Origin of the sequence: Streptomyces sp. NPDC087787 (genome assembly GCF_044743035.1) — a bacterium.
Classification (GTDB): Bacteria; Actinomycetota; Actinomycetes; order Streptomycetales; family Streptomycetaceae; genus Streptomyces.
This window is the reverse complement of sequence record NZ_JBIUVQ010000019.1, coordinates 123,387-147,480: the sequence shown is the minus strand read 5'-3', so window position 1 is coordinate 147,480 and position 24,094 is coordinate 123,387. Positions and strand designations below refer to the sequence as shown.

22 protein-coding genes, 5 tRNA genes and 1 pseudogene are annotated in these 24,094 nt (G+C 70.5%); 17 read left to right on the top strand and 11 right to left on the bottom strand.

Features of this window, described 5'->3' with window-relative positions; genetic code table 11:
* The 8 genes and pseudogenes from ACIOWN_RS27735 to ACIOWN_RS27700 form a co-directional block, all read right to left on the bottom strand.
* Positions 1-134 (bottom strand): annotated as a pseudogene (locus ACIOWN_RS27735) (ATP-binding protein); the annotation flags it as partial.
* Positions 115-687, bottom strand: a complete 573-nt coding sequence (locus ACIOWN_RS27730; protein ID WP_326804252.1) for a DUF742 domain-containing protein — start codon at positions 685-687, stop codon at positions 115-117. The pseudogene ACIOWN_RS27735 and the gene ACIOWN_RS27730, both read right to left, overlap by 20 nt.
* Before the next feature lie 96 nt (positions 688-783).
* Positions 784-1,197, bottom strand: a complete 414-nt coding sequence (locus ACIOWN_RS27725; RefSeq protein WP_100572183.1) for a roadblock/LC7 domain-containing protein — start codon at positions 1,195-1,197, stop codon at positions 784-786.
* A 10-nt stretch (positions 1,198-1,207) separates the two neighbouring features.
* Positions 1,208-4,471, bottom strand: a complete 3,264-nt coding sequence (locus ACIOWN_RS27720) for a nitrate- and nitrite sensing domain-containing protein (protein WP_401983635.1) — start codon at positions 4,469-4,471, stop codon at positions 1,208-1,210.
* A 405-nt stretch (positions 4,472-4,876) separates the two neighbouring features.
* Positions 4,877-5,452 carry an ATP/GTP-binding protein gene (locus tag ACIOWN_RS27715; RefSeq protein ID WP_100572092.1) on the bottom strand — a complete coding sequence of 192 codons (576 nt, stop codon included), beginning with the start codon at positions 5,450-5,452 and terminating at the stop codon, positions 4,877-4,879.
* Positions 5,433-5,831, bottom strand: a complete 399-nt coding sequence (locus ACIOWN_RS27710; RefSeq protein ID WP_358735643.1) for a DUF742 domain-containing protein — start codon at positions 5,829-5,831, stop codon at positions 5,433-5,435. Before ACIOWN_RS27710 ends, ACIOWN_RS27715 begins: the two co-directional genes overlap by 20 nt.
* A 115-nt stretch (positions 5,832-5,946) precedes the next feature.
* A complete protein-coding gene (locus ACIOWN_RS27705) occupies positions 5,947-6,360 on the bottom strand; it encodes a roadblock/LC7 domain-containing protein (protein ID WP_362353581.1) in 414 nt (137 codons plus the stop codon).
* 9 nt (positions 6,361-6,369) lie between these two features.
* Positions 6,370-10,347: a nitrate- and nitrite sensing domain-containing protein gene (locus tag ACIOWN_RS27700; protein ID WP_401983634.1), complete on the bottom strand. Its 3,978-nt coding sequence runs from the start codon at positions 10,345-10,347 to the stop codon at positions 6,370-6,372.
* A gap of 601 nt (positions 10,348-10,948) precedes the next feature.
* Between ACIOWN_RS27700 and ACIOWN_RS27695 the strand changes: the two genes are divergently transcribed.
* The 10 genes from ACIOWN_RS27695 to ACIOWN_RS27650 all read left to right on the top strand — a co-directional run bounded on the left by ACIOWN_RS27695 (position 10,949) and on the right by ACIOWN_RS27650 (position 15,324).
* Entirely contained in the window at positions 10,949-11,137 is a 189-nt protein-coding gene (locus ACIOWN_RS27695) for a hypothetical protein (RefSeq protein WP_362353550.1), read from the top strand.
* Between the two features lie 156 nt (positions 11,138-11,293).
* A complete protein-coding gene (locus tag ACIOWN_RS27690) occupies positions 11,294-12,079 on the top strand; it encodes a fumarylacetoacetate hydrolase family protein (RefSeq protein WP_100571776.1) in 786 nt (261 codons plus the stop codon).
* Positions 12,072-13,559 (top strand): glutamate--tRNA ligase, encoded by a 1,488-nt coding sequence (gene gltX, locus ACIOWN_RS27685; protein ID WP_362353548.1) that lies wholly within the window; start codon positions 12,072-12,074, stop codon positions 13,557-13,559. Before ACIOWN_RS27690 ends, gltX begins: the two co-directional genes overlap by 8 nt.
* Before the next feature lie 131 nt (positions 13,560-13,690).
* Positions 13,691-14,425: an HAD family hydrolase gene (locus ACIOWN_RS27680; RefSeq protein WP_401983631.1), complete on the top strand. Its 735-nt coding sequence runs from the start codon at positions 13,691-13,693 to the stop codon at positions 14,423-14,425.
* Positions 14,426-14,513: 88 nt separating this feature from the next.
* Positions 14,514-14,585, top strand: a tRNA-Gln gene (locus tag ACIOWN_RS27675).
* Positions 14,586-14,623: 38 nt separating this feature from the next.
* Positions 14,624-14,696, top strand: a tRNA-Glu gene (locus ACIOWN_RS27670).
* 30 nt (positions 14,697-14,726) lie between these two features.
* Positions 14,727-14,799 (top strand) — tRNA-Glu (locus ACIOWN_RS27665).
* Between the two features lie 20 nt (positions 14,800-14,819).
* Positions 14,820-14,891 (top strand) — tRNA-Gln (locus ACIOWN_RS27660).
* A 28-nt stretch (positions 14,892-14,919) separates the two neighbouring features.
* Positions 14,920-14,992: transfer RNA gene (locus ACIOWN_RS27655), tRNA-Glu, on the top strand.
* A 59-nt stretch (positions 14,993-15,051) separates the two neighbouring features.
* Positions 15,052-15,324, top strand: a complete 273-nt coding sequence (locus tag ACIOWN_RS27650) for a monooxygenase family protein (protein ID WP_401983630.1) — start codon at positions 15,052-15,054, stop codon at positions 15,322-15,324.
* A 233-nt stretch (positions 15,325-15,557) separates the two neighbouring features.
* Here ACIOWN_RS27650 and ndgR read toward each other — a convergent pair whose 3' ends face one another.
* On the bottom strand, positions 15,558-16,274 hold the full coding sequence (gene ndgR / locus ACIOWN_RS27645) for an IclR family transcriptional regulator NdgR (RefSeq protein WP_100571774.1): 717 nt from the start codon (positions 16,272-16,274) through the stop codon (positions 15,558-15,560).
* 190 nt (positions 16,275-16,464) lie between these two features.
* Here ndgR and leuC point away from each other — a divergent pair, with 190 nt between their 5' ends.
* From leuC to ACIOWN_RS27625, 4 genes are all read left to right on the top strand, one after another.
* Positions 16,465-17,895 carry a 3-isopropylmalate dehydratase large subunit gene (leuC, locus tag ACIOWN_RS27640; RefSeq protein ID WP_362353542.1) on the top strand — a complete coding sequence of 477 codons (1,431 nt, stop codon included), beginning with the start codon at positions 16,465-16,467 and terminating at the stop codon, positions 17,893-17,895.
* A 6-nt stretch (positions 17,896-17,901) separates the two neighbouring features.
* A complete protein-coding gene (gene leuD / locus ACIOWN_RS27635; protein WP_362353541.1) occupies positions 17,902-18,495 on the top strand; it encodes a 3-isopropylmalate dehydratase small subunit in 594 nt (197 codons plus the stop codon).
* Between the two features lie 308 nt (positions 18,496-18,803).
* Positions 18,804-19,034: a hypothetical protein gene (locus ACIOWN_RS27630; protein WP_362353539.1), complete on the top strand. Its 231-nt coding sequence runs from the start codon at positions 18,804-18,806 to the stop codon at positions 19,032-19,034.
* Between the two features lie 136 nt (positions 19,035-19,170).
* Positions 19,171-19,806, top strand: a complete 636-nt coding sequence (locus ACIOWN_RS27625) for an HU family DNA-binding protein (RefSeq protein WP_362353537.1) — start codon at positions 19,171-19,173, stop codon at positions 19,804-19,806.
* Positions 19,807-19,927: 121 nt separating this feature from the next.
* On the opposite strand, the gene ACIOWN_RS27620 is transcribed toward ACIOWN_RS27625, so the two are convergent.
* Together ACIOWN_RS27620 and cofC are read right to left on the bottom strand one after the other, a co-directional pair.
* Positions 19,928-20,131: a hypothetical protein gene (locus ACIOWN_RS27620; protein ID WP_362353535.1), complete on the bottom strand. Its 204-nt coding sequence runs from the start codon at positions 20,129-20,131 to the stop codon at positions 19,928-19,930.
* A gap of 9 nt (positions 20,132-20,140) precedes the next feature.
* Positions 20,141-20,779 carry a 2-phospho-L-lactate guanylyltransferase gene (cofC, locus tag ACIOWN_RS27615; RefSeq protein WP_401983628.1) on the bottom strand — a complete coding sequence of 213 codons (639 nt, stop codon included), beginning with the start codon at positions 20,777-20,779 and terminating at the stop codon, positions 20,141-20,143.
* A 188-nt stretch (positions 20,780-20,967) separates the two neighbouring features.
* Here cofC and ACIOWN_RS27610 point away from each other — a divergent pair, with 188 nt between their 5' ends.
* The 3 genes from ACIOWN_RS27610 (at position 20,968) to ACIOWN_RS27600 (ending at position 24,064) form a co-directional block, all read left to right on the top strand.
* Positions 20,968-21,783, top strand: a complete 816-nt coding sequence (locus ACIOWN_RS27610) for a lysophospholipid acyltransferase family protein (protein WP_362353531.1) — start codon at positions 20,968-20,970, stop codon at positions 21,781-21,783.
* A complete protein-coding gene (locus tag ACIOWN_RS27605; RefSeq protein WP_362353529.1) occupies positions 21,780-22,790 on the top strand; it encodes an NAD(P)H-dependent glycerol-3-phosphate dehydrogenase in 1,011 nt (336 codons plus the stop codon). Before ACIOWN_RS27610 ends, ACIOWN_RS27605 begins: the two co-directional genes overlap by 4 nt.
* A gap of 116 nt (positions 22,791-22,906) precedes the next feature.
* Positions 22,907-24,064 carry a D-alanine--D-alanine ligase family protein gene (locus ACIOWN_RS27600; protein ID WP_362353527.1) on the top strand — a complete coding sequence of 386 codons (1,158 nt, stop codon included), beginning with the start codon at positions 22,907-22,909 and terminating at the stop codon, positions 24,062-24,064.
* Positions 24,065-24,094: the final 30 nt, after the last annotated feature.

Genomic DNA, 24,094 nt, shown 5'->3' with positions numbered 1-24,094 from the left:
TCCGTGCGCAGCGGGTTGATCTCCGAGACGGCGCCGACGAACGTGGTTTTGCCCACGCCGAAGCCGCCCGCCACCACGATCTTCGCGGAGGTGGTGGAGCGGGAAGGACCGCCGCTAGAGCTTGCGAAGTCCACTGAGCACCCTTTCGAGCAGTGTCACGTCTGGCTGGCCACCGGCGTTCTCGTCGCCGCCGGGCTGATGGATGGCGACCAGGCCCGCCTCCGCCAAGTCGGCGACGAGGATCCTGGCCACGCCGAGAGGGATCGAAAGCAGGGCCGAGACCTCGGCCACCGATTTGATCTCGCGGCACAGATGGCAGATCCGCTGATGTTCGGGCAACTGGCCCTGCATCTGGTGCGGCTGCGCGGTGGTGTGCACCAGCGCCTCTATGGCGAGCTGGTACCGCGGCCTGGTGCGGCCGCCCGTCATGGCGTACGGGCGCACCAGGGGGTTGTTCGACGCCCCCGCGGGCGCCGGTTCAGGGGTGCGTGGCTGCGGCTGCACCGGCTGGATACGCGGCGCGGACGGCTGGTCGTACGGAGACGGACCAGGGCCCTGCGGCGTGTATGGCTGCCGGTGGTGGGGGGTGGAGGGAAAACCGTACCGGTTCGCCGAACCGTCGCCCGCGCCCTGTGCGGGGCCGTACGACCAGTTGCCCGAAGACGAACCGCCTGGGAGTGTTGCCACGTTCTCTCCTCCTCCGACTGTGCCGGGCCCCCACGGGGTGGGAGCCGCGTCCCGAAACCTTACGGCCCCGGGACGCCAAAAAGCACCGTCTGTCTGTTAGTTGAGAAGGCTCCCCTGGAGTTCCGCCCGGAGATCCGGCGTCAGGACCGTGCCCGCGCGGTCCACCAGAAGGGCCATCTCGTATCCGACGAGGCCGATGTCCGCATCGGGGTGTGCGAGAACCGCGAGCGACGAACCGTCGGAGATGGACATGATGAACATGAATCCCCGCTCCATCTCCACAACCGTCTGGTTCACGCTGCCGCCCTCGAAGATGCGCGAGGCACCGGCGGTCAGCGAGGTCAGACCGGAGGCAACGGCCGCGAGCTGGTCGGCGCGGTCGCGGGGGAAGCCTTCGGACATCGCCAGAAGGAGTCCGTCGGCGGAGACCACCACGGTGTGGGACACCCCAGGGGTGTTGTCCACGAAGTTGGTGATCAACCAGTTCAGGTTCTGTGCCGCCTGGCTCATCGGGCTCACACTAACGCTCCTGGTTGTAGGTGCTGTCAGGACCACTGTGTTCATTTCTTGTGGCCTGACCGTTCTTGTCAATTCCTGCACTGCGTCCGCGTTGGACGCCCTGGCGCAGGTTGCTCAGCCTGCCCCGGATGTCCTCGGGGGCGCGGGAGACCTGTGGGCCTCCCTGCGGGGTTGATTCCGCGGTGCCCTCGACCAGGTTGGCCTTGGGCACGCGCCGTGGCAGTCCGGAGGAGGTCACCCCGCCTGCCTTGGGCTTGCGAACCTGCGAAGCCTGCTGCCAGCGTTTGTCGTTCGCTGAATGCCAGCCGTCGCCGTCGCCCGCCGAAGTACCGTTCGGAGCTTCCTGGTCCACGGGCCCCGCGCCGTTCGAACCGCTCGCGACGGGTCCCCGACGGGGCAGCCCGGCGTCGGTCAGCTCGTGGGCGGCGGAAGGGGCCGGTCCCGGACGGTCGAAGCCTACGCGGTCCGCCGCGCCCGCGTCAGTGGCCTGCGCGGATTCCGCTTCCGGAGCGTACTCGTCCGGGTGGCCGTTCTGGTACCCGCCCTGCTGCGGCCAGCCGTCCTGGTAGGACTGCTCCTGGAAGCCGGCGTACGTCTCCGGCGCCGCGGCGTGCGCGGACGTGTGCTCCTGCTGCCCGGCTTCCGCATAGCCGGGGCCGGGGTAGCCGCCGTTGGACGAGTAGGCATCGCCCTGCGACAGGCCGGCGTCCGGCGCGTAGTACCCCTCGTCGTACGCCGGCCGGCCCTGCTCGTCGTAGGCCGCCTGCTGCTGGTCGTACGCCGTGTGCTGCGGTTCCTCGTACGACGTCTGCTGGTCGTACCCGCCCTGCTCCGGGAAGGGAGCCTGGCCGGTGTCGTACAGCGGCTGCTGACCGGTGCGCTCGTCCGGGTACCCGGCGGGCTCGGCCGTCTCCGGGCCCGCAGCCCCGTCGTGCGTCTGGGCCCCCAGGGCGGCGCGGCGCTCCTCGCGCTTGAGGGAGCGGCCGACGGGGTCCAGTTCCCGGGAGCCGTCGGAGGCGTCGGCGTACCGGCTGTCGTCGAAGCCGAGTTCCGCGGCGGTGCGCATCGGCTGCGAAGCGCCGAAGTCCTCGCCCTGCACCCCCTGCTCGGGGATGATCTGCGAGACGGTGAAGTCGTCGCGGTCCAGCGCCTGCTCGCCGCCACCGCCGTGGGTGATCGCGTCCGGCAGCATGACCAGCGAGGTGGTGCCGGCCTGCTCGCCGGAGGGGCGCAGCTGCACGCGGACGCCGTGCCGGTCGGCGAGACGGCCGACCACGAACAGGCCCATGCGCTGGGAGATCGCCGCGTCCACGGTGGGCGGGTTGGCCAGCTTGTGGTTGATGTCCGCGAAGTCCTCGGCGGTCAGGCCGATGCCCTTGTCGTGGATCTCGATCATGACCCGGCCGTCGGGCAGCCGGGTCGCGGTGACCCGGACCTTGGTCTGCGGCGAGGAGAACGTGGTGGCGTTCTCCAGCAGCTCGGCCAGCAGGTGCACGAGGTCGGTCACCGCGCGGCCGTGGATCTCGGCCTCGGGCACGCCGGACAGCTCGACGCGCTCGTACTGCTCCACCTCGGAGGAGGCGGCGCGCAGCACGTCGACCAGTGGGACCGGCTGGTCCCAGCGGCGGCCGGGCTCCTCGCCGGCGAGGACCAGGAGGTTCTCGCCGTTGCGGCGCATACGGGTCGCCAGGTGGTCCAGGCGGAAGAGGTTCTCCAGCTGGTCCGGGTCGGCCTCGTGGTTCTCCAGGTCGGTGATCAGGGTCAGCTGACCCTCGATCAGCGACTGGTTGCGTCGCGACAGGTTGGTGAAGATCGCGTTGATGTTGCCCCGCAGCAGGGCCTGTTCGGAGGCGAGCCGGACGGCCTCGCGGTGCACCTGGTCGAAGGCGCGGGCGACTTCGCCGATCTCGTCGGTCGAGGTGATCGGGATCGGCGCGACCCGGGTGTCGACACGGCCGGGGTCGGTCCGCGAGAGCTGGTCGACCAGCATCGGCAGGCGCTGCTCGGCGATGCCGAAGGCGGCGTTGCGCAGCCGGCGCATGGAGCGGCTCATCTGGCGGGCCACCAGACCGGCCAGGATGAACGCGGCGAGCAGGGCGACCACGACGATCGCGCCGGTGATGAACGTCGACTTCTTGGCGTTGTCGGCGATCGCGGCGGCCTCGTTCACCGCGGTGTCGGCCATGTCCGACTCGATCTGGCGGTAGGCGTCGAACTTGAGGGTGGTGACGGCCCACCAGTTCTCGGGCGTGATGCCCTGCTGTGCCAGGGCCGTGCGCGCCGCCGGGTCCGTGCTGCTCAGCGTGGCCAGCGCGGTGACCATTTGGGTCGGGTCCTGCGGCGGGGGCACGTAGTTCGGGTTCTTGGCCTTGGCCTGTTCGGCCATGGCCGCGGCCTTGTCCTGGATCTCCTTCTTCAGCGCGTCCAGCTTGTCCGCGTCCTCCTGGGTGCCACCGCCGATGTACTCCTCGACGGCGATGCCCTCCAGGTAGGCGTAGGACGACAGGGCGACGCGCTGGCCGGCCAGGCCGGTGGCGTCCGGGCCGGGCTTGATCAGCAGGTGCATGCCGATCGAGCGCTCCAGGGACAGCGCGGCCTTGGTCAGCGAGATGGCGTAGACGGTGCGGCCGTAGGAGGTGATGTTGCCGGTGCCCAGGCCGAGTTCGTTGGCGAACTCCATCAGCGGGTGGGCGACCTTGACGTAGCCCTCCTCGGTCTGCGCGCCGGGCAGCTTGGAGGTGAACGCCGCGGCCCGCAGCTTCTGCAGCTCGGGCTCCGTGTCGCGGAACAGCTTGAGCCGGCGCTCAAGACCGGCCTTGTGCGGCATGGACTGCGCGGCCTCGTTGAAGACGTCGGCCGCCTTGTCGGTCTGCCGGCGGGCCTCGGTGACGTCCGGGTCGTCCTGGCCCTTGCCCAGGAGCAGGGGGGCCGCGCTGACGTCACGCTCGTGGTAGAGGGCGTCGGCGTAACCCAGCGAGGCCTGCACCAGGCGGGCGGTGTGCTCGGCGTCCTGGGCGTCCTGCCAGGTGTTGATGGAGCTGTTGACCTGGAAGCCGCCCATGACGAGGCCGACCAGTACGGGCAGGAGCAGGATCGCGTTCAGCCGGGTTCGCACCCGCCAGTTGCGCGGGGAGAAGCGGCCACCACTCGCGGTGGCCGCTGCCGTCGGTTGCGAACCGGGCACGTGCGCGGGCGCCGCAGCACGCGGCGGCGGGGTGAAATTGCCCCGGGCCGACGGCTCGGGGCCGTTCTTGCTTCGCCTCACTCGACCAACAACCTCTCGGCGGGTCGGCACCTAGGTCGTGCCGCTGTGTCTCAGAACCTTGTCCGCCATCGACGGACCACTACCGGTGAGTACGTCTTTGGCCATGGGGTAGTTCAGGCATTCCAGCACGTCGACATGCGCACTTCCAAACAGCGGAAACGGGTGGTTCCGCGTGACGCACGTCCCACATAAAACGGTCATAAACAACTAGCCGCCGCAAAAGTCCGGGGGGTTGTGCGCACAGCGGCATCGCATGTGCGCGACGCGTGGCCATACCACGCGATTCCTCTGCCGAAACGTTATGAACACCGGGGCCGACCGTGTCAATGGACCCGGCCGGCCCCGGTGTGTCTACGACAACTGCCCTATGTCGCTCCCGACTTGGGAGCTGTATCTGGACCCCTGTTACCGCAGCCGGGCCATGAGGGCGTGTTCCACCAGGGTGATGAGGGCGGATTTGGCGTCGGCGCGGTGGCGGGCGTCGGTGGTGATGATGGGGGCGTCGGGGCCGATCTGGAGTGCTTCGCGGACTTCGTCGGGGTTGTAGGGCTGCTGGCCGTCGAAGCCGTTGAGGGCGATGACGAAGGGCAGTCCGCTGTTCTCGAAGTAGTCGACGGCGGGGAAGCAGTCGGCGAGGCGGCGGGTGTCGACGAGGACGATGGCGCCGATGGCGCCGCGGACGAGGTCGTCCCACATGAACCAGAAGCGGTCCTGGCCGGGGGTGCCGAACAGGTAGAGGATCAGGTCCTGGTCGAGTGTGATGCGGCCGAAGTCCATGGCCACCGTGGTGGTGGTCTTGTCCCCGGTGTGGGTGAGGTCGTCGATGCCCGCCGAAGCGGACGTCATCACGGCCTCCGTGCGCAGCGGGTTGATCTCCGAGACGGCGCCGACGAACGTGGTTTTGCCCACGCCGAAGCCGCCCGCCACCACGATCTTCGCGGAGGTGGTCGCCCGACCCCCGTCAGAGCTTGCGAAGTCCACTGAGCACCCTTTCGAGCAGCGTCACATCCGGTGCGCCACCGTTGTTCTCGTCCCCGCCCGGCTGGTGGATGGCCACCAGGCCGGCCTCAGCAAGGTCCGCGACGAGGATCCTGGCCACACCGAGCGGCATGGACAGGAGCGCCGAGACCTCCGCCACGGATTTCACCTCGCGGCACAGATGGCAGATCCGCTGGTGCTCCGGGAGCAGTCCCATCAGCGCTGCCGGGTCGGCCGTGGTGCTGATCAGCGCCTCGATGGCGAGCTGGTAGCGCGGCCGGGTCCGGCCGCCGGTCATCGCATAGGGACGTACCAGCGGCTGGTCGCCCTCATCCCCGTACGGCTCAGCGTACGGATCATGAGAGGCGGGGGGCGGGGTCATGAATCCTCCGGGCGGGCGGGACAGCAAGTCGGTCAGTCAAGCCGTCTGACGGGGCCGGTGGGGGGATTGTGGCGGCCGGACGGTGATTTGGTGAGTTGGATGGTGCCGGAGCCGGTCAGTGCAGCAGACTGCCCTGTAGTTCGGCGCGCAGATCTGGCGTCAGGACCGCCCCCGCGCGGTCGACGAGCAGCGCCATCTCGTAGCCGACGAGGCCGATGTCGCACTCGGGGTGGGCCAGGACCGCCAGGGACGACCCGTCCGACACGGACATCAGGAAGAGGAAGCCGCGCTCCATCTCGACGACCGTCTGCGACACATTGCCGCCCTCGAAGATCCGGGAGGCCCCGGCGGTCAGCGAGGTGAGACCCGAGGCCACGGCCGCGAGCTGGTCTGCGCGGTCCCGGGGGAAACCTTCGGACATCGCCAGTAGGAGTCCGTCGGCGGACACCACGACGGTGTGGGACACCCCGGGGGTGTTGTCCACGAAGTTGGTGATCAACCAGTTCAGGTTCTGTGCCGCCTGGCTCATCGGGCTCAACTAACGCTCCTGCTGGTGAGTGGGGCTGGGGAAACTGCCCGTCTGACCGTTACCGGCCTGACGGCCCTGTGCGATGCCCCGACGGAGATTGGTCAGCCGGCCGCGTACGTCGTCAGGCGCACGCGAGACCTGCGGACCGCTCTGGTGCTGTTGCTGCTGAGCCGTGCCCGGGACGAGATTGGCCCGGGGCACCCGGCGCGGCAGGCCGGAGGTGGTGACTCCGCCCGCAGCCGGCTGCCTGACACGTTCGGCCTGCCGTACGAGTTCGTCGTTCGGCGAGGTGCGCCAGGCGGAGGCGGCGGGACGCTGGGGGGCCGCAGGAGTCTGCGGCTGTTGCGGCTGCGGCCGCTGAGACTGCTGCGGCTGCTGGGGAGCGGCCGGAGCGGGAGCCGCTTCGCCGTGCTGCTGCTGCCGCTGTTCACCGTGGAACCAGTTGGTCTCCAGGGTGTCGAACAGCGGCGTACGGCCGTCGCCGGGACCCGGGGCCGGCGGCAGGGCCCAGGCGTCGTCCGGCCGCTGCTGCGGGGCACCCTGGCTGCCCGGCTCCGGGCGGGCGGGGCGCTGCTGCGGCCGCTGGGCGGCCGGACCGCGCAGCCCGCCGAAGTCGGCGGGACCACCCGGGTGGGCGTTCCGGCCGGGTGCGGCGTTGTCGTGGCCGGGCTGTGCGAACTGGCCGGTGGAGCCGTTGTCGTGACCCGGCTGTGCGAACTGGCCCGTGTTGCCGTTGTCGTACTGCTGCTGTGCGGCGAACTGGCCGGTGGAGCCGTTGTCGTACTGCTGCTGTGCGGGGAACTGGCCCGTGTTGCCGTTGTCGTAGCCCTGCTGGGCCGCGAACTGGCCGGTGGAGCCGTTGTCGTACTGCTGCTGTGCGGGGAACTGGCCCGTGTTGCCGTTGTCGTAGCCCTGCTGGGCCGCGAACCGGCCCGTGTCGGCCGGGTTGTTCTGCCCGGACTGACCGTAGACGTCCGAGCGGACGAACTGGCCCGTGTTCTGGGAGCCGTCCGTACCCGGCTGCGGCGCGTCGAAGTCGGGGCGGGGGAACGCCGAGGTGTCCGCGGCGGAGCCCGGGCCCTGCCGGTCGTCGAAGCGGGGTATCTCGGCCGTCGCGCCGGGTCCCTGCCGGTCGTCGATCCGCGGCATCTGCGAGGTCTGCGCCGAATCCCGCTCGTCGTGGCCGCGCGGTGCGTCCAGAGCGGCCCGGTGCTGAGCGTTCTCGTCGGCCCAACCCTGCGTACGGGACGGCCCGTTGCCGCCCGGCAGCTCGGCACGCGGGGCGCCGCGCGGCGGCAGCTGCGGCTGCCGGCCGGGCTCGCCGCCGTTCCCGCGCTGCGGGGGAACACCGCCGCGCGCGCCGCCGTAGGCGTCCTGACGGCGTCCGTCGCCGAAGCCCTGCGACTGCTGCTGGGCACCCGGGTGCCGTCCGTCGCCGAAGCCCTGCTGACCGCCCGCGCCGGGACCCTGCTGGCCCTGCGGCCCGCCGGGCGCCTGGCCGAAGGCGCCTGCCATGCCCGACGCGCCCGGACGGCCCTGCTGCGGCTGCCCCGGACCCTGCTGTCCGCGCGCTCCGCCCGGACCGCCGCCCTGGCGGCCGGCGCCGGGCAGCGCGGCCCGCGGGCCCTGGCCGCCACCGACCTGGCCGCGTGGAGCGGCTCCGGCACCGAGCCGGCCCGCCCCGCCCTGCTGACCGCCCGCGCCGAGGGCTCCACCGCCCTGCTGACCGCCCTGACGGCGGGCCGCGGCGGCACCGGCGGCGGCAGCCGCGGCGGCCGGACCGCCCGCGCCCGGGCCGCCGGGCTTGCCCCCGCCCGGCTTCTTCCCGCCCTGGGCGACATCGACGGGCAGCATGACGAGAGCCGTCGTACCACCGGAGTCGGAGGGGCGCAGCTGGATGCGGATGCCGTGACGCTGGGACAGACGACCGACCACGAACAGACCCATGCGGCGGGAGACCGAGACGTCCACGGTGGGCGGCGCGGCGAGCCGCTCGTTGATCGCGGCCAGGTCCTCCGGCGACAGACCGATACCGGTGTCGTGGATCTCGATCAGCACCCGGCCGTCCGGCAGCGCGTGACCGGTGACCTTGACCTTGGTCTGCGGGGAGGAGAACGAGGTGGCGTTCTCCAGCAGCTCGGCCAGCAGGTGCACGAGGTCGTTGACCACGCGGCCGGCGACCTCGGTGCCGGGCACCGAGGCCAGCTCGATGCGCTCGTACTGCTCCACCTCGGACGCGGCGGCGCGGAGCACGTCGACCAGCGGGACCGGACGGGTCCAGCGGCGGCCGGGCTCCTCACCGGCGAGGACGAGGAGGTTCTCACCGTTACGGCGCATGCGCGTGGCGAGGTGGTCGAGCTTGAACAGCGAGGACAGCTGGTCCGGGTCGGCCTCGCGGGACTCGAGTTCGGAGATCAGCGAGAGCTGGCGCTGGATCAGACCCTGGGAGCGGCGCGAGAGGTTGGTGAACATCGCGTTGACGTTGCCCCGCAGCAGGGCCTGCTCGGCGGCGAGGCGGACCGCCTCGCGGTGCACCTCGTCGAAGGCCGTGGCCACCTGGCCGATCTCGTCGCGGGAGTGCACACCGACCGACTCGACGGACGTGTCGACGTCCTGCGGGTCGGTCTCCGAGAGCTGGCGGACCAGCTCGGGCAGGCGTTCCTGGGCGACCTTGGTGGCGGTCTCCTGGAGCCGGTGCAGCGAGCGGATCATGGAGCGGGCCACGACGAAGGCGCCGACCAGCGACACGCCGAGGACGAGCAGGATCAGCACACCGGAGACGATGGCGTCGTACTCGGTGGCGCTGCGCAGCTCGCGGGCCTTCTGCTCCATCTCCTCGAGCAGCGTGTGCTCGATCTTCTTCATCTGCTCGATCTTGGTCGAGCTGTCGTCCACCCAGTCGCGGTAGGAGCGCTTGTTGGCCGCCTTGACGCCGTCGGGGTTGTCCAGGACGCGCTTGGCGTAGGTGTCCGCGGACAGAATCGTCGGGTTGCCCTCCGAGATGGGCTTGATGAGCTCCTCGGAGCCCTCCCCGTAGATGTTGCGGAAGCTGTTGAGGTCGGAGGTCTGACTCTCCAGCGCCTGCTGGGCGTAGAGGCGGTCGTTGTCCGAGAGGTTGCCGACGTTGATGTTGTTGGCCGGCAGGGCGGCGGCGATGACGGCACGCTGGACGGACGCGTACTCCTTGGCGGAGGAGAAGGCGGACAGGGCACGCGTCCGCTGGATCATCTGCGGGTTGCTGGTCGCCTCGGCCATGTCCTGGGAGAGGGCGAGCAGCTCGGTGATGAGCCGGTGGTAGCTCTCGACCGTGCGGGCCGAGTTCTCCTTGGACTGGTACGCGTCCTTGCGGATCTTGCCGAGGCCGTTGAGGTCGCTGGCCAGGCCGACCAGGGTGTCGCGGACACCGAGGAGGTTGCCGTCCTTGCTGGCGGCGTCGATCTCCTCGGACGCGGTCAGGAAGTTGGCGCGGGCGCGGTCGGTACGGTCCCGGTAACCCTGGATGGTGATGGCGCTCGCGGGCGAGGGGTTGGTCAGCGGGCCCGCGGACTGGTCGCGCTCCTCCTGGAGCGCGGCGGCCAGTTCGGTGGCCTGCTTGGTCATGACCGTCAGCAGCTTCATGTTGTCGAGCTGCTGGATGTCGTCCATGCTCTCGCTGATACGCAGCCCACCGAGCGTGGTGGCGGCGGCCACGGGCAGCGTGAGCAGTGCCACCAGACGGGTGGAGATGCGCCAGTTGCGCAGTGCCATGCGCGAACCGGTGCCCACCGGAGTCTGGTTCCCGGACTGCGTGGCCGCCGAAGCCGGGCCCGACGCCGGCGCACCGGTCGGGCCGGTCGTGCCCGAGCGTCCGGTTCGCTCCGCGCCGTCGCCGCCCGAAGCCGGATTCTGGGCGTGCTGGGGCGAGGAGCTGACGGCCATGGGGCCAGTCCCGCCGTGCGGCTCCGGCTCCGCCGAAGCGCTGCCATCCCTCTTGAAACGTCCCTGCACTAGCGTCGCAACCTCTGGACCAGGCGTCCCCCCGCGCGAACGGAAGGACGGTGTCGGCGTTGTGGGAAGAGCCCTGAACGCACTTCCCGGATGGTCGTGAGTGACCGGCGCTGGCTCCCCCTTCTCACCGCCACTCGGCGCTGCGTTGCGCCCCCTGCGCGCCGGCTCGATCCTGCGGCGGTCCGTGGCATTCCAGCACAGTGGCGGATCTCCAACAAGGCATGTGGGCCAGGCTGTGACCTCCGTGACAGCCCGTGAGTGACGGGTTACCTGCCGTGGAAAGTGATCTCCCGTATAGGGGACATTTCGCTACGTACCCGCGAGTCACTTAAGGTGTCCCGGTCGGCATGATCGGGAGCGGAATGATGGCTTCAGTGGGTCAATGTCCGATTCGGCGCTCAGGGGCGCGCCTGCGAATCGCCCGGATTGTCCATGGCTTCGTGAGCAAACTCACACCGACATCACGGGCTCTTCACGCCTTCGGCCGGGAATTGAATGTTTAGCCTGACGCTTTACAGGGATGGCAAATCCGACAACCGGCGCCCGAACGTGGGGTCATGCGGCCTCCCGGTGCCCGTAGACGACAAGGTCTCGTACAACCGTGAAGACGACGATGATGTTCCGCAACATAGCCAACCCCCGGCGCACGACGCTGACGCACCTCGAGGGAACCGAGACGTTGCAGATGCCGGAGCAGCCGGAGCACTCCGTCTCCCTTCCCGAGCAGACCGCCAACCCCCGACGCACCATTCTCATGGAGGCACCCGTCGCGGCCGTCGCCGCGGAGTAGCACGCGGTCCGGACACGGACGAAGGATCACGGGGCGTTCCGCGCGGGACGCCCCGACTCATGCCCCGCACGCCGTAATCGCGCGAGGTCCGGGGCCCGGCCGCGTTAGCCTGGAGCGTCAGACTCCAGCCGTTTCAGTCAAGGGGCCAAGCAACCCGTGCGCATCGCCAGGTTCTCCATCGACGGGAACGTCGCCTTCGGCGCGGTCGAGGGCGACAAGCCGGACGAACTCGTCCTCGACATCATCAAGGGCATCCCGTTCGCGGACTTCGAGCTCTCCGGCACCCGGGTGCCGCTGAGCAAGGTACGGCTGCTGCCGCCGGTGCTCCCCAACAAGGTCGTGGCCTTCGGCCGCAACTACGCCGAGCACGCGCGCGAGCTCGGCAACGAGGTGCCCGACGCCCCGTTCGCCTTCTTCAAGCCGTCCACCTCGGTGATCGGCCCCGGCGACCCGATCCAGTACCCCTCCTTCTCCCAGGAACTGCACCACGAGGCCGAGCTGGCCGTGGTCATCGGCCGCATGTGCCGCGAGGTCCCGCGCGAGCGCGTCAAGGACGTGATCCTCGGCTACACCTGCGCCAACGACGTCACCGCCCGCGACGTGCAGCGGCGCGAGAAGCAGTGGGCCAGGGCCAAGGGCTTCGACACCTCCTGCCCGCTCGGCCCCTGGGTGGAGACGGACATCGACCTCACCGCCGCGGCCGACCTGACCATTCAGCTCACCGTCAACGGCGAGCAGCGGCAGCTCGGCCGCACCAGCGAGATGATCCACCCGATCGAGGATCTGATCGTCAACATCTCCGAGGCCATGACGCTGCTCCCCGGCGACGTGATCCTCACGGGCACCCCCGCAGGGGTCGGCCCCCTCAACGTCGGCGACGAGGTCGCCGTCACCATCGAAGGCATCGGCACTCTCACCAACAAGGTTGTCAAGCGTGGCTAGCGCACCAGACTCCCCAGTACGCGTACGTTTCTGCCCGTCCCCCACCGGTAACCCCCACGTGGGCCTGGTCCGCACCGCCCTGTTCAACTGGGCGTTCGCCCGGCACCACCAGGGCACGCTGGTCTTCCGCATCGAGGACACCGACGCGGCCCGCGACTCCGAGGAGTCCTACAACCAGCTCCTCGACGCGATGCGCTGGCTGGGCTTCGACTGGGACGAGGGCCCCGAGGTCGGCGGACCGCACGCGCCGTACCGGCAGTCGCAGCGCATGGGCATCTACGCCGACGTCGCCCGCAAGCTGCTCGACGCCGGACACGCCTACCACTGCTACTGCTCCCAGGAGGAGCTGGACAGCCGCCGCGAGGCCGCCCGCGCGGACGGCAGGCCGTCCGGCTACGACGGCCACTGCCGCGACCTGAGCACCGCGCAGGTCGAGGAGTACAAGGCGCAGGGCCGGGCGCCGATCGTCCGCTTCCGGATGCCCGACGAGACGATCACCTTCACGGACCTGGTCCGCGGCGAGATCACGTACCTCCCGGAGAACGTCCCGGACTACGGCATCGTCCGCGCCAACGGCGCCCCGCTGTACACCCTGGTCAACCCGGTCGACGACGCGCTCATGGAGATCACCCACATCCTGCGCGGCGAGGACCTGCTCTCCTCCACCCCGCGCCAGATCGCCCTGTACAAGGCGCTGATCGAACTGGGCGTCGCCAAGGACATCCCGGCCTTCGGGCACCTGCCGTACGTGATGGGCGAGGGCAACAAGAAGCTCTCCAAGCGAGACCCGCAGTCGTCGCTGAACCTCTACCGCGAGCGCGGCTTCCTGCCCGAGGGCCTGCTCAACTACCTCTCGCTGCTGGGCTGGTCGCTCTCGGCCGACCGGGACATCTTCTCCGTCGAGGAGATGGTCGCGGCCTTCGACATCGCGGACGTGAACCCCAACCCGGCCCGCTTCGACCTGAAGAAGTGCGAGGCGATCAACGCCGACCACATCCGCCTGCTGGACGTGAAGGACTTCACCGAGCGCTGCGCCCCCTGGCTCAAGGCCCCCGTCGCGCCGTGGGCGCCGGAGGACTTCGACGAGGCCAAGTGGCAGGCGATCGCCCCGCAGGCGCAGACGCGTCTGAAGGTCCTGTCCGAGATCACGGACAACGTCGACTTCCTGTTCCTGCCCGAGCCGGTCTTCGACGAGCCGAGCTGGACCAAGGCGATGAAGGAGGGTTCCGACGCCCTGCTCCGCACCGCCCGGGAGAAGCTGGAGTCCGCCGACTGGTCCTCCCCCGACTCCCTGAAGGAGGCCGTCCTGGCCGCCGGCGAGGCCCACGGCCTCAAGCTCGGCAAGGCCCAGGCCCCGGTCCGCGTCGCCGTCACCGGCCGCACGGTCGGCCTGCCCCTCTTCGAGTCCCTGGAGGTCCTGGGCAAGGAGAAGACGCTGGCACGGATCGACGCGGCGCTCACCAGGCTCGCGTCCGCGTAAGCACCGTGTGACGCACACAGGGCGGCAGCCGGCTCGGCTGCCGCCCTGTCATATGAGGACAGCCGCGGGCAGGGGTGCCTGGTGCGCGACGGCCTGCGGAACCCGGGCCGCTTTCGCGTACCGTCGGTGTCATGCCGATCAAAGCCGTGCTCTGGGACGTCGACGACACGCTCTTCGACTACACCACCGCCGACCGCGCCGGTATGCGCACGCACCTGGTCGCCGAGGGGCTGCTCGACGGGTACGCGACCGTGGAGGACGCCCTGGCGCACTGGCGGCGGATCACCGACGAGCAGTGGGCACGGTTCTCGGCGGGGGAGGCGACCTTCGAGGAGCAGCGGCGGGACCGGGTGCGGGTCTTCCTCGCCCGGCCGGAGCTGGCCGACGACGAGATCGACGCGTGGTTCGCGCGCTACCTGGGGCACTACGAGGCCGCCTGGGCGCTCTTCCCGGACGTGCTGCCCGTCCTGGACGCGCTCGCCGCCAGCCACCGGCACGCCGTGCTGTCCAACTCCAGCATCCACGTCCAGGAGCGCAAGCTGCGCGCCCTCGGCGTGCGCGACCGCTTCGAGACCGTGCTGTGCGCCGCGGAACTCGGGGTGTCCAAGCCGGAGCCGCGGGCGTTCCACGCGGCCTGCGAGGCGCTGGAACTCGGCCCGCACGAAGTGGCGTACGTCGGCGACCATCCGGACATCGACGCGCGGGGCGCCGCCGAGGCCGGGCTGCTGTCGGTCTGGATCGACCGCGCGGGCGTGCACGCCGGCGGCCGGGACGGCGGCGGTTGGCGCCGGATCGCCTCGCTCGCCGAACTGCCCGCGATCCTCCGCGCCGATACCCGTTTTGGAGCCCCGTCCACCTTCAGGTAATGTTCTTCCTGCGCCGCGGGGCGGACCGAAGGTTCGGAGCCGCGGATGCAACACTAGAAGAGGATCCCGACGGGATCTTGCCTTCCAGTGGCCTATGGTGTAATTGGCAGCACGACTGATTCTGGTTCAGTTAGTCTTGGTTCGAGTCCAGGTAGGCCAGCTCGCAGAGCTCATCTGCACCGCGGATCTCATCCGCAGGCCCCCGTTGTGTAGCGGCCTAGCACGCTGCCCTCTCAAGGCAGTAGCGCCGGTTCGAATCCGGTCGGGGGTACGGATCTCAGGAGTGTTCCGGAGATCAAGGGCCCCCGTTGTGTAGCGGCCTAGCACGCCGCCCTCTCAAGGCGGTAGCGCCGGTTCGAATCCGGTCGGGGGTACGACTGGTCTAAACCATCATTGGTCTATGGTGTAATTGGCAGCACGACTGATTCTGGTTCAGTTAGTCTTGGTTCGAGTCCAGGTAGACCAGCTCGGGCCTGCGGAAACGCAGTGTCCACGCCCCCGTTGTGTAGCGGCCTAGCACGCCGCCCTCTCAAGGCGGTAGCGCCGGTTCGAATCCGGTCGGGGGTACGCAGTCGGAAGGGCCCTCCCCCTGGGGAGGGCCCTTCTGCGTGTTTCCCTTGTTGGTCATGGCGATGGGACCGACGCTCGCGGAACTCCACCGCGACCGTGACGGCGGACTCCTCGGAGCCAGGCAACTGCTGGCGGGGCCGCGCGAGGTGCACATCGTGCAGTACTGGGGGTCCAAGGAGAAGCTCCTCGCCCACGCCACCGCGCCCGACCGGAGCCACCGCCCGGCCTGGTCCGCGTTCAACCGCCGGCTGCTGCGCGAGGGAAGGGGCAGGGTCGGCTTCGGGCACGCGACCTACGTGGTCCCGGCCGGCGCCCATGAGGCCACCTGAGTGTGCTGTGTCCCCAGTCCATGCCTGTGGCGACCTCTGTGTCCGCAGTCCATGCCTGTGGTGTCTGTGACGTCTGTGTCCGCAGCGGCTGGCGCGCAGGGCGGTGGACAACGGGCCGACCCCGGCCGAGAGTCGCTCGGCCGGGGTCGGGTGGTCATGTGTGGGCGTTGGTGTCGGTGTCCCGTGCGCGGGGCCTGCCGCGGCGTTGAGGCCGGCCCTGCGGGGCGCGGGGGTCAGCCGGAGCGGCGCAGGGCCTCGGACAGGCGTGCGGCGGAGTCGATGACCGCCTGGGCGTGCATGCGCCCGGGGTGGCGGGTGAGGCGCTCGATGGGTCCGGAGACCGAGACGGCGGCCACCACGCGGTTGGAGGGGCCGCGCACCGGCGCGGAGACGGACGCGACGCCCGGCTCGCGCTCGCCGATCGACTGGGCCCAGCCCCGGCGCCGTACGCCCGACAGGGCCGTCGCCGTGAAGCGGGCGCCCTGGAGACCGCGGTGGAGCCGCTCCGGCTCCTCCCAGGCCATCAGGACCTGCGCCGAGGAGCCCGCCTTCATCGTGAGCGTGGAGCCGACCGGGACCGTGTCCCGAAGGCCGGACAGACGCTCGGCCGCGGCGACGCAGATGCGCATGTCGCCCTGGCGGCGGTAGAGCTGCGCGCTCTCGCCCGTCACGTCCCGCAGGTGCGTGAGCACCGGCCCGGCGGTGGCCAGCAGGCGGTCCTCGCCCGCGGCCGCGGCCAGCTCCGCGAGGCGCGGGCCGAGGATGAACCGGCCCTGCATGTCGCGCGCCACCATGCGGTGGTGTTCCAGCGCCACGGCCAGCCGGTGGGCCGTGGGTCGTGCCAGTCCGGTGGCCGCGACCAGGCCCGCGAGGGTGGCCGGACCGGACTCCAGAGCGCTCAGGACAAGGGCTGCCTTGTCCAGAACGCCGACGCCGCTACTGTTGTCCATGCAACGATACTTGCGTCTCACTCTGTGAAACGCAAGTTCAATTTTCCGTGGAACACGCCACTCTGGTAGTCACAGCGGCCCGCGTCGACCGGCGGGCTCTGCGGCGGACGCCCGAAGGGGGGCGCGGGTGCCGCATCCTCAAGATCTCTAGTTGGGCCGGCGCGCTTCGCGTCCGGCCGGAGGGAAAGCGATGGGTAGGACACTCGCGGAGAAGGTCTGGGACGACCACGTCGTCCGGCGCGCCGAGGGCGAGCCCGACCTCCTCTTCATCGATCTGCACCTGCTGCACGAGGTGACCAGCCCCCAGGCCTTCGACGGCCTGCGCAAGAGCGGCCGCGGTGTGCGCCGGCTCGACCTGACCATCGCGACCGAGGATCACAACACCCCGACCCTGGACATCGACAAGCCCATCGCGGACCCGGTCTCCCGCGTCCAGCTGGAGACGCTGCGCAAGAACTGCGCCGACTTCGGGGTCCGGCTGCACCCGCTGGGCGACGTCGAGCAGGGCGTCGTCCACGTGGTGGGACCGCAGCTCGGTCTGACCCAGCCCGGCACCACCGTCGTCTGCGGTGACTCCCACACCTCCACGCACGGCGCCTTCGGCGCGCTGGCGTTCGGCATCGGCACCTCCCAGGTCGAGCACGTGCTCGCCACCCAGACCCTGCCGATGGCCCGCCCGAAGACCATGGCGATCACCATCGAGGGCGAACTGCCCGAGGGTGTCACGGCCAAGGACCTGATCCTGGCGATCATCGCGAGGATCGGCACCGGCGGCGGCCAGGGCTACATCCTGGAGTACCGCGGCTCCGCCATCGAGAAGCTCTCGATGGAGGCCCGCATGACCATCTGCAACATGTCGATCGAGGCCGGCGCCCGCGCGGGCATGATCGCCCCCGACGAGACCACCTTCGCCTACCTCCAGGGCCGCCCGCACGCCCCCGAGGGAGCCGACTGGGACGCCGCGGTCGCGTACTGGAGGACCCTGCGCACCGACGACGACGCCGTCTTCGACGCCGAGGTCGTCATCGACGCCGCCGAACTGTCCCCGTTCGTCACCTGGGGCACCAACCCCGGCCAGGGCGCGCCGCTTTCGGCCGACGTCCCCGACCCCGCTTCGTACGAAGACGCTTCGGAGCGCCTGGCCGCCGAAAAGGCCCTGGAATACATGGGGTTGGAGGCCGGACAGCCGCTGCGCTCCATCGGCGTGGACACCGTCTTCGTAGGCTCCTGCACCAACGGACGCATCGAGGACCTGCGGGCCGCCGCCGACATCGTGCGGGGCCGCAAAGTCGCCGACGGCGTACGGATGCTGGTCGTCCCCGGCTCCGCGCGCGTGGGTCTCCAGGCCGTCTCCGAGGGCCTGGACGTGGTCTTCAAGGAGGCCGGCGCCGAATGGCGGCACGCGGGCTGCTCCATGTGCCTGGGCATGAACCCCGACCAGCTCGCCCCCGGCGAGCGCTCCGCCTCCACCTCCAACCGCAACTTCGAGGGCAGGCAGGGCAAGGGCGGCCGCACCCACCTGGTCTCCCCGCAGGTCGCCGCGGCCACCGCGGTCCTCGGCCACCTGGCCTCCCCGGCCGACCTGTCCGACGCCGCCGCCCCCACGCCCGCTGGAGTCTGAGAGATCATGGAAGCCTTCACCACCCACACCGGCCGGGCCGTCCCGCTGCGCCGCAGCAACGTCGACACCGACCAGATCATCCCCGCCCACTGGCTCAAGAAGGTCACCCGCGACGGATTCGAGGACGGACTCTTCGAGGCCTGGCGCAAGGACCCCGACTTCGTGCTCAACCGCCCGGAGCGCGACGGCGCCACGGTCCTGGTCGCCGGCCCCGACTTCGGCACCGGCTCCTCCCGTGAGCACGCCGTCTGGGCGCTGCAGAACTACGGCTTCAAGACCGTGATCTCCTCCCGCTTCGCCGACATCTTCCGGGGCAACTCGCTGAAGAACGGCCTGCTCACGGTGGTCCTGGACCAGAAGGTCGTGGACGCCCTGTGGGAGCTCACCGAGAAGGACCCCCGGGCCGAGGTGACCGTCGACCTGGTCGCCCGCGAGGTGCGCGCCGAGGGGATCACCGCCTCCTTCGAGCTGGACGAGAACTCCCGCTGGCGGCTGCTGAACGGGCTGGACGACATCTCCATCACCCTCCAGAACGAGACCGACATCGCCGCGTACGAGGCGAAGCGCCCGGCCTTCAAGCCGCGCACCCTGCCGGTCTGATCCCCGGCCCCGGCCGATGACCGGCCGCCGAGCCGGACACCCCTCTCCGGCGCCGTGGCAAGTCGACTTTCGGCCACCGTACGACCCGGCTGTACCCCCGATCGAGGCGATCGGGGGTACAGCCTTTTTTATGTCCGTACCACCCGGCGCGCCACCGTCGAGACGCTCAACTTCCCACGTTAAGCGGGATGTTGCCGGGGTAGACGAGGCTCCGGAGCCTGCCCGGCGCAGCCGCCCGGACGGTCGCCGCAGGCGTCAGTTGCCCCCCAGCGCAGGCGACAACTCGCCCCAGATGGCACAATCTGTGCATGGACAACGACGGCCAACTCGAGCTCTATACGGCGGTCGCGGCCCAGCTCAAGGAAGCGCACCAGAGGGTGCGCGCACTGCAAGTCCCGGAGAGCGTACGGATGGCGCTGACCCGGAAGCTGCTGGTCATTACGGCCGCGGCCAAGCACGATCTGGCCGGTGCGACAAGGCGTCTGGAGCGGTTCATGGCAGACCTCGACCAGGGGCGAATCCCCGGCGAGGAAGGCTGAACAGCCCGAGGCCGTCGAGTCCGTTGCGGCACAAGGGTGATTAGCCCGTTTCGTGTTTGATTTGCGGTATATATCTGCCTAACGTGCGAAAACGCTTGAACACTTTCGTTCCGGCAAGGTCTCCGAAGGGGAAGACGTGAACAAGGCGCAGCTCGTAGAAGCGATTGCCGACAAGATGGGCGGCCGCCAGCAGGCCGCCGATGCGGTGGACGCGGTACTGGACGCCGTCGTCCGCGCGGTCGTCGCGGGAGACCGGGTCTCGGTCACCGGCTTCGGGTCCTTCGAGAAGGTCGACCGTCCCGCCCGTTACGCGCGCAACCCGCAGACGGGTGAGCGGGTGCGGGTCAAGAAGACCTCCGTTCCCCGCTTCCGGGCCGGCCAGGGCTTCAAGGACCTGGTGAGCGGCTCGAAGAAGCTCCCGAAGCACGACATCGCGGTCAAGAAGGCGCCCAAGGGCAGCCTCTCCGGGCCGCCCGCCACCATTGCCAAGGCCGTCGGCAAGAAGGCCGCGGCGAAGAAGACCACCGCGGCCGCGAAGAAGACGGCCGCGAAGAAGGCCGCGCCGGCGGCGAAGAAGACCACCGCCAAGAAGGCCGCCCCGGCCAAGAAGACCACGGCGGCCGCCAAGAAGACGACGGCCACGAAGGCCGCCGCCAAGAAGACCACCGCCAAGAAGGCGCCGGCGAAGAAGGCCGCGGCCAAGAAGGCCCCCGCCAAGAAGTCGACCGCCCGCAAGACCACCGCCAAGAAGACCGTCGCCCGCGGCAAGTAGCGGCGCAGGGGCACTCACGCGCCGGGCCGGACTCCCGAGGGAGCCCGGCCCGCGGTGTGTTCGGACTCCGCCGGCGCGGCCGCGGGGTGCCTCGCGCCGCGTGGACGGTCCTCCCGCCTGCTCAGAACGTCTGCAGCGTCACCAGGGTGATCCGCAGGCCGTTCCCCTCGCCCTCGGTCTCGATCCGCACCCGCTGTCCCGGCCGCAGCAGCCGCAGACCGCCCGCGTCGAACGCCGGCGCTTGGAAGGACACCGGGGTGCCGTCGTCCAGCAGCACCTGCCCGCTGCGGCTCTCGGGGTCGTACGTGTATGCGGTCGCCTGCATGACGGCAGCCTACTGCCCCCGGGCCGGCAGCCGCGCCGCCACCGCTGCCGTCCGCGGCCCCACGCCGAGGGCCAGAGCCGCCCGCAGATCGTCCCCGGTGTCCACGTCCTGGCGCACGGATTCCACCGCGTCCAGGGACAGTTCCACCGCGCCGGACGCCCGGTGACGGGCCCGGGAATCGGTACCGAAGGAAGGGAGCAGCGGATGTCCGGGGGAGGCCGCCAGCAAAGTCGTGCCGACGGCCGCGGAATCCGCGAGAAATGCCCGCGGGAATTGCCCGGCCATCGCCAGGACCCGGGCCAATTCCATGGGCCGCAGCGCGGGAAGATCGGCGTTCAGGGCCGCCACCGGAGTCCGGGGGCGCGCGGCCCGCACCACCGCCGCTCCGTGCGCGAGGGCGGCGTTCAGGCCGGCCCGCGGATCGTCCGCGACGATCCGGGCGCCCACCGCCGCCAGCTCCCGCGCCGCCTCGGTGTCGTCCGTGACGACCACCACATCCGCGACGCCCGGGCAGGCCAGCGCGGCCGCCACCGTGTCCATGGCGAAGGCGAGGGCCAGGCCGGGACGCACCCCGTCGCCGGCGGTGTCCGACAGCCTGCTCTTGGCCCGGTTCAGGGGCTTCAGGGGAATGACCAAGGTCCACTGCACCGGCGTTCCGCCCCTCTCGTGTGGTCCTCATTGTCCCCCGGACCGTCCGGCGGACCGGGAAGGGAAGAGGCGCGAAGCCCCCTTCCAAAGACGCTCCCCGTGACGTGCGGGCGTACGGTGTTCTCGACAGACAGGCGGCCTGGGGCGACACTTGTGCGGCCCCCCAGGCCCTAGAGGAAGGTGTCCGCGTGCCCCGCCGCAGAATCGGCTTTTGGTATCGCTTCGCAGCGGCGATCTGCAAACCGCCACTGGTGGTTCTGATGAAGCGGGACTGGCGCGGAATGGAGCACATTCCGGCCGACGGCGGATTTATCACCGTGGTGAACCACAATTCGCACGTCGACCCCTTCGCGTACGCCCACTATCAGTACAACACCGGGCGCGTTCCGCGATTCCTGGCGAAGAGCGGGCTTTTCAGGAAGGGACTGGTGGGCGCCACGATGCGCGGCAGCGGGCAGATCCCCGTCTACCGCGAGAGCACGGACGCGCTGAGCGCGTTCCGCGCCGCCATCGACGCCGTGGAGCGCGGCGAGTGCGTCGCCTTCTACCCCGAGGGCACTCTCACCCGCGACCCCGACGGCTGGCCGATGACGGGCAAGACCGGCGCCGCCCGGGTCGCCCTCCAGACCAAGTGCCCGGTGATTCCGGTCGCCCAGTGGGGCGCCAACGAACTGCTGCCGCCCTACGCCAAGAAGCCCGACCTGCTGCCCCGCAAGACCCATCACGTGCTCGCCGGGCCGCCCGTGGACCTCTCCCGCTTCTACGACCAGGAGATGACTCCGGAGCTCCTCAAGGAGGCCACCGAGGTCATCATGGCGGCCATCACCCGCCAGCTGGAGCAGATCCGGGGGGAGAAGGCGCCCGCCGAGCCGTACGATCCCCGCCGGGAGCGGATCGAGCAGCGCCGCCGAACCGAGGCGCAGACACAGGGCAGGACCGTGCCGGCCGCGCAGCGCGGGCCGGACGTGCGGGAGTCCGTACAGGAAGAGGGGCAGGGCGCGTGAGCAAGCCGGTCAAGGCGGCCGTCTTCGGTACCGGATCGTGGGGCACCGCCTTCGGCATGGTCCTCGCCGACGCCGGTTGCGAGGTGACCCTGTGGGCCCGCCGCGCCGAACTCGCCGACGCGGTCAACTCCACCCGGACCAACCCCGACTACCTGCCCGGAGTCGAGCTCCCGGAGAACCTGCGGGCCACGGCCGACGCCGCCGAGGCCGCCCGCGACGCCGACTTCACGGTGCTCGCCATCCCCTCGCAGACCATGCGGGCGAACCTCGCCGAATGGGCGCCGCTGCTCGCCCCCGACACCGTCCTCGTCTCCCTGATGAAGGGCGTCGAACTCGGCTCGGCCATGCGGATGAGCGAGGTGATCGAGGACGTCGCCAAGGTGGGCGCCGACCGCATCGCCGTCGTCACCGGGCCCAACCTGGCCCGGGAGATCGCCGCCCGCATGCCGGCCGCCGGTGTGGTCGCGTGCACCGACGAGGACGTGGCCCGCCGGCTGCAGGCCGTCTGCCACACCCCGTACTTCCGGCCCTACACCAACACCGACGTGGTCGGCTGCGAACTCGGCGGTGCCGTCAAGAACGTGATCGGTCTGGCCGTCGGCATCGCGGACGGCATGGGTCTCGGCGACAACGCCAAGGGCTCGCTCATCACCCGCGGCCTGGCCGAGACCACCCGGCTCGGCATGGCCCTGGGCGCCGACCCGCTCACGTTCTCCGGACTCGCCGGCCTGGGCGACCTGGTGGCCACCTGCTCCTCGCCGCTGTCGCGCAACCACACCTTCGGCACCAACCTCGGCAGGGGCATGACCCTCCAGGAGACCATCGCGGTCACCAAGCAGACCGCCGAGGGCGTCAAGTCCTGCGAGTCGGTGCTGGATCTGGCCCGGCGGCACGGCGTCGACATGCCCATCACGGAGACCGTCGTCGGCATCGTGCACGAGGCCAAGCCGCCCGTGGTGGCCCTCAGGGAGCTGATGTCGCGCAGCGCCAAGCCCGAACGCCGCTGAAACCCGCCCCGTTCGGCCGTCCGCATCACGTAGCGCGACCGTCCGTGCGACGCTGAGCGACGGGCCCCGGGGCGGGCACTGACGTCACGGATACCAGCGGGTACTCTCATCGCGATATGAGCAGCGAGAACCTCCCCCAGAGCCCCGAGCAGCCGTCCCGCAAGCCCCGCGTGGCCGTCGTGTGCGGCGGCCGCAGCTCCGAACACGGGATCTCCGTGGTCACCGCGGGCGCGGTGCTGAGTGCCATCGACCGGACCAAGTACGAGGTCCTGCCGATCGGCATCACCCGTGACGGCCGCTGGGCCCTGACCGCCGACGAGCCGGAGCGCATGGCCATCACCGAGGGCCGCACCCCGAGCGTCGAGGAGCTCGCCGACTCCGCCGAGGGCGGCGTGGTGCTGCCCGTCGACCCGTCCAACCGCGAAGTCGTCTACAGCGAGCCCGGTTCGGTGCCCAAGGTGCTCGGCGAGGTCGACGTGGTCTTCCCGGTGCTGCACGGTCCCTACGGCGAGGACGGCACCCTCCAGGGCCTCCTGGAGCTGTCCGGCGTGCCGTACGTGGGCTCGGGCGTGCTCGCCTCGGCCGTCGGCCAGGACAAGGAGTACATGAAGCGGGTGTTCACCTCCTTCGGGCTCAAGGTCGGCCCGTACGTGGTGATCCGGCCGCGCGAGTGGGCGCGGGACCCGTCCGCCGCCCGCAAGAGGATCGTCGACTTCGCCGGCGAGCACGGCTGGCCGCTGTTCGTGAAGCCCGCGCGCGCCGGTTCGTCGATCGGCATCACCAAGGTCGACGACCTGTCCGGCCTCGACGAGGCGATCGAGGAGGCCCAGCGGCACGACCCGAAGGTGCTCGTGGAGGCCGCGCTGCGCGGCCGCGAGATCGAGTGCGGGGTGCTGGAGTTCGAGGACGGCCCGCGGGCCTCCGTACCGGCCGAGATCCCGCCGCCCGAGGCGCACGCGTACTACGACTTCGAGGCCAAGTACATCGACTCCACGCCCGGCATCGTGCCCGCCCCGCTGACCGACGAGGAGACCGCCGAGGTGCGGCGGCTCGCGGTGGACGCGTTCGAGGCGGCCTCCTGCGAGGGCCTGGTCCGCGCGGACTTCTTCCTCACCGAGGACGGCGAGTTCGTGATCAACGAGATCAACACCATGCCCGGCTTCACGCCCATCTCGATGTACCCGCAGATGTGGCAGGCGAGCGGGATCAGCTACCCGGAACTGGTGGACCAGCTGATCCAGGCGGCACTGCGCCGCTCCACGGGCCTGCGCTGACCCCGTACGTCCAGGGGGCCCGGGACACCT

What these genes read in the sequence shown, in the direction of transcription:
- ACIOWN_RS27705 (WP_362353581.1), bottom strand. Translation starts at nt 6,360, where the DNA reads ATGAGCCAGGCGGCACAGAACCTGAACTGGTTGATCACCAACTTCGTG.
- ACIOWN_RS27725 (WP_100572183.1), bottom strand. Translation starts at nt 1,197, where the DNA reads ATGAGCCAGGCGGCACAGAACCTGAACTGGTTGATCACCAACTTCGTG.
- leuC (WP_362353542.1), top strand. Translation starts at nt 16,465, where the DNA reads ATGGGTAGGACACTCGCGGAGAAGGTCTGGGACGACCACGTCGTCCGG.
- ACIOWN_RS27710 (WP_358735643.1), bottom strand. Translation starts at nt 5,831, where the DNA reads ATGACCCCGCCCCCCGCCTCTCATGATCCGTACGCTGAGCCGTACGGG.
- ACIOWN_RS27650 (WP_401983630.1), top strand. Translation starts at nt 15,052, where the DNA reads ATGGCGATGGGACCGACGCTCGCGGAACTCCACCGCGACCGTGACGGC.
- ACIOWN_RS27630 (WP_362353539.1), top strand. Translation starts at nt 18,804, where the DNA reads ATGGACAACGACGGCCAACTCGAGCTCTATACGGCGGTCGCGGCCCAG.
- ACIOWN_RS27680 (WP_401983631.1), top strand. Translation starts at nt 13,691, where the DNA reads ATGCCGATCAAAGCCGTGCTCTGGGACGTCGACGACACGCTCTTCGAC.
- ndgR (WP_100571774.1), bottom strand. Translation starts at nt 16,274, where the DNA reads ATGGACAACAGTAGCGGCGTCGGCGTTCTGGACAAGGCAGCCCTTGTC.
- ACIOWN_RS27620 (WP_362353535.1), bottom strand. Translation starts at nt 20,131, where the DNA reads ATGCAGGCGACCGCATACACGTACGACCCCGAGAGCCGCAGCGGGCAG.
- ACIOWN_RS27600 (WP_362353527.1), top strand. Translation starts at nt 22,907, where the DNA reads ATGAGCAGCGAGAACCTCCCCCAGAGCCCCGAGCAGCCGTCCCGCAAG.
- leuD (WP_362353541.1), top strand. Translation starts at nt 17,902, where the DNA reads ATGGAAGCCTTCACCACCCACACCGGCCGGGCCGTCCCGCTGCGCCGC.